The organism is Clostridium sp. (genome assembly GCF_036639235.1).
Taxonomy (GTDB): Bacteria; Bacillota; Clostridia; order Clostridiales; family Caloramatoraceae; genus Clostridium_AB.
The window spans coordinates 1-3416 of record NZ_JAVWJB010000092.1; the positions used below are offsets into that span (position 1 = coordinate 1).

Consider the following 3416-nt stretch of genomic DNA (forward strand, 5'->3'; position numbering starts at 1 on the left):
CCAACTGATATAACCAAATATATAGGTGAATATGTAAAATAGTAATACCAAGGTATTTTAAAGAATATGTATACAGTGTAACTCTTTAAAAAGGTGGTAATGTGAGATTTATTAAAATTTTAATATCTGTTTTAACAGTATGTTTTCTAGTTTCCTGTTCAGGTGAAGGTGAGTGTTATAATGCCCACAAAAAGCTTATGGAAATGAAGTCATACACAGCAGATGTAGTAATTAATGTTAATGGAAACAGGTCAAAATCTACGTATAAGGCAAAACAAACCTTTATGGAGCCAAACTATATTAAGGTTGAAACAATTGAACCTAAGGAATTAAATGGTAAGAAAATTGTTTATAATGGTGATAAGTGGAAAGTATATCACCCACTTATTAAGGATATAGTTGAATTTACATCACTAAAAAGTATTGATGAGGTTATGTATATGGGGATAATACATAAAAGTTTTATTATGTCAGATAATATTAAAGAAAGAAACGTAGAGAAAAATGGAACAGGATGCATTGAATTTAAGGCACCTCTTCCTAATGGAAATGACCATCGTAGTTACGCTAAGCTATATGTTAATAAATCATCAAATAAACCAATTCTTCTTGAGGTATACAATAAGGAAGATAAGGTTACATTTGATGTACAATACCTTAATTTCGAATACAATTCACCAGTAGATAAGGACCAATTTAAATTAACGAAATAAAGTACTATAAGTTAGTATAACTTTTTATAGATACTAATGAGGGAGAAGCATATGTTAGATCATTTAAGACCATGTTTTGCAGAGATAAATCTAGACAATCTAAGACACAATATTAAACAGGTAAAATCTCTTGTAGGTAGCAAGAAGATATTTGGAGTTATTAAGGCAGATGCATATGGTCATGGTTCAATTGAAGTTGCAAGAATACTAAGAGAAGAAAATGTCTATGGTTTTGCTGTAGCTGTAATTACAGAGGCACTAGAACTTAGACGTGCATCTTTTAATGAGCCTATACTTGTTTTAGGATATACTCCACATACTTTTGCAGACGAAATAGTTAAGATGAACATAACCCAAACTGTATTTAACTACGATTTAGCGGAAGCTATTTCTAGTGAAGCCAAAACACAGGGAAAAGTGGCTAAAATTCACATTAAGATAGATACAGGAATGGGTAGACTAGGGTATAGTGACAATGATAATATTATAGAAGAGATCCGAAAAATCATGGATCTTCCCAATATAGAAGTTGAGGGGATTTTTTCACATTTCTCTACTGCAGATGAAAGTGACAAGGAATTCTCATATTATCAGCTTAACAAGTTTAAACAAATTATTGAGGAACTTGAAAAAGAAGGCATTAACATAGAATTTAAGCATATAGCTAATAGTGGTGCTATAGTTGATATTGGTGAATCATATTTTGATGCGGTAAGACCAGGTATTATACTATACGGTTATTACCCATCATCTCAGGTTAATCAGGAAGCACTTAACCTAAAGCCTGTTATGACTTTAAAATCTAATGTTGTATATATTAAGGAAGTAGAAGAAGGTACACCGATTAGTTACGGACGTACATTTATAGCAAACAAAAAAATGAAGATTGCAACTATACCAATAGGATATGCAGATGGTTATACGAGACTATTATTTGGTAAGGCAAGTGTTATTATTGGTGGTATAGAATGCAGAGTAGTGGGTAAAATATGTATGGACCAATGTATGGTTGATGTTTCTGAATGTAGAGATGTTAAGGTATCAGATGAGGTTATTATTATGGGGCAAACAGACAGTATTAATATGAATGCCGAGGTAATAGCAAGTAGACTAGATACAATTTCATATGAGGTTTTATGTATGGTGTCTAAGAGAGTACCTAGGGTTTATATTGAAAACAACGAAATTGTTAGAATAAAAAACTTTGTTTAGACATATGATAGTATATATAGCAGTTAAAGAAGGTTTTTTAACCAGTTATAACTATACACTATGAGACTTTTGACACCCCAGATATACATAAAGTATAATTATATACATAGGTGAATTTAGGGGGTAAATAAAATGAAGAAAAGAAAAAAACTACTAAATCTCCCAAAAGGTTTGCTAGAAGAATTTAATAACGCTCATTTAAGCAAATCAAATAAAGACAAAAGTGAAGTAATCAGAAAGACTGTAGTGTATTATATAAACGAACGTAAGAAAACTGGCTTAAAAGAACTTATGCAAAAAGGATACCAGGAGATGGGCGATATAAATTGCGAGATTTCCGAATGTGGTATAGCTAGTGATTGTTTAGAGCTTGCTAAATATGAAGCAGGATTAGCGGAGTGTGATCGTGATAATGGTACAGGCGGTGAAAAGAGGAGATATATATTATGCTGATTTAAGCCCTGTTATTGGTTCTGAACAAGGTGGTATTAGACCTGTTCTAATAGTCCAAAACGACGTTGGGAATAAATACAGCCCTACTATTATAGTAGCAGCTATAACCTCTCAAATTAATAAAGCTAAACTACCAACGCATATAGAGATAAACTCACAGGATTACAAAGGTCTAAACAAGGACTCAGTTATCTTACTTGAGCAAATAAGAACAATAGATAAAAGACGCCTTAAAGAAAGTGTTGGAACAATATCTAAGGATTTAATGGGTAAAGTTGATGAAGCATTAGCCATAAGCCTTGGGCTTGTAGAATTGTGACGTCACGTTTATAGGGAAGTATAAAGCTGGGAGCATTTATTTGCTACCAGCTTATTTATTTTTACCCAAAACCCCTGTAATGTGATATACTATTATAGAAAATTAATATAATATTAAAGGATAATGGTGATATATCTACCTAAAGTGATATACTATTTATAAAAATAATTATATTTTACAAAAGAATATAGTTTTTATTCTAAAAAATGTTATAATAATAAGCGTAAATATAAGTAAATAATAAAACTTTTGATATATCTAAAGGAGGGTAATATGCCTACAAGAGATTTAAACGAATTAAAAAGTATTGCAGCAACAATTAGACAAGATATTGTGACTATGCTTACTGAGTCAGCTTCAGGACATCCAGGTGGATCACTATCAGCTGCAGATATTGTAACTGCACTATATTTCAGCGAAATGAACATTGATCCAAAGGACCCTAAGAAAGACGATAGGGATAGATTTGTACTATCAAAGGGACATGCTGCTCCTGTACTTTATGCAGCTCTTGCAGAAAGAGGATACTTCAACAAGGAAGAGCTTATGACACTTAGAAAAATAAACTCAAACCTTCAAGGACATCCAAACATGAATGACACTCCTGGTGTTGATATGTCAACAGGATCACTTGGTCAAGGACTATCAGCTGCTAATGGAATGGCACTTGCAGGTAAGCTTGATAATAAATCATATAGAGTATATGCATATCTTGGAGA

Annotated in this window: 5 protein-coding genes; all 5 read left to right on the forward strand. The window is 32.2% G+C overall.

Translation table 11 applies throughout. From position 1 onward, the window contains the following. Nucleotides 1–101: 101 nt before the first annotated feature. Nucleotides 102–713, forward strand: coding sequence for a hypothetical protein (locus RR539_RS10625; protein WP_332500430.1), 612 nt, complete (start codon nt 102–104; stop codon nt 711–713). A 51-nt stretch (nt 714–764) separates the two neighbouring features. After that, nucleotides 765–1925 carry an alanine racemase gene (alr, locus tag RR539_RS10630; RefSeq protein ID WP_332500431.1) on the forward strand — a complete coding sequence of 387 codons (1161 nt, stop codon included), beginning with the start codon at nt 765–767 and terminating at the stop codon, nt 1923–1925. Between the two features lie 132 nt (nt 1926–2057). Next, nucleotides 2058–2378, forward strand: coding sequence for a CopG family transcriptional regulator (locus RR539_RS10635; RefSeq protein WP_332500432.1), 321 nt, complete (start codon nt 2058–2060; stop codon nt 2376–2378). Next, the gene (locus tag RR539_RS10640) at nt 2338–2697 is read left to right on the forward strand and encodes a type II toxin-antitoxin system PemK/MazF family toxin (protein ID WP_332500434.1); all 360 of its coding nucleotides are present in this window, start codon (nt 2338–2340) and stop codon (nt 2695–2697) included. The genes RR539_RS10635 and RR539_RS10640 overlap by 41 nt, the downstream gene beginning before the upstream one ends. A gap of 273 nt (nt 2698–2970) precedes the next feature. After that, nucleotides 2971–3416, forward strand: a 446-nt coding sequence (locus tag RR539_RS10645; protein WP_332500433.1) for a transketolase, incomplete at its 3' end; no start/stop codon positions are given.

Bases quoted from the DNA above. Each gene is read 5' to 3' on its own strand.
- alr (WP_332500431.1), top strand. From the start codon at position 765: ATGTTAGATCATTTAAGACCATGTTTTGCAGAGATAAATCTAGACAAT.
- RR539_RS10635 (WP_332500432.1), top strand. From the start codon at position 2,058: ATGAAGAAAAGAAAAAAACTACTAAATCTCCCAAAAGGTTTGCTAGAA.
- RR539_RS10640 (WP_332500434.1), top strand. From the start codon at position 2,338: ATGGTACAGGCGGTGAAAAGAGGAGATATATATTATGCTGATTTAAGC.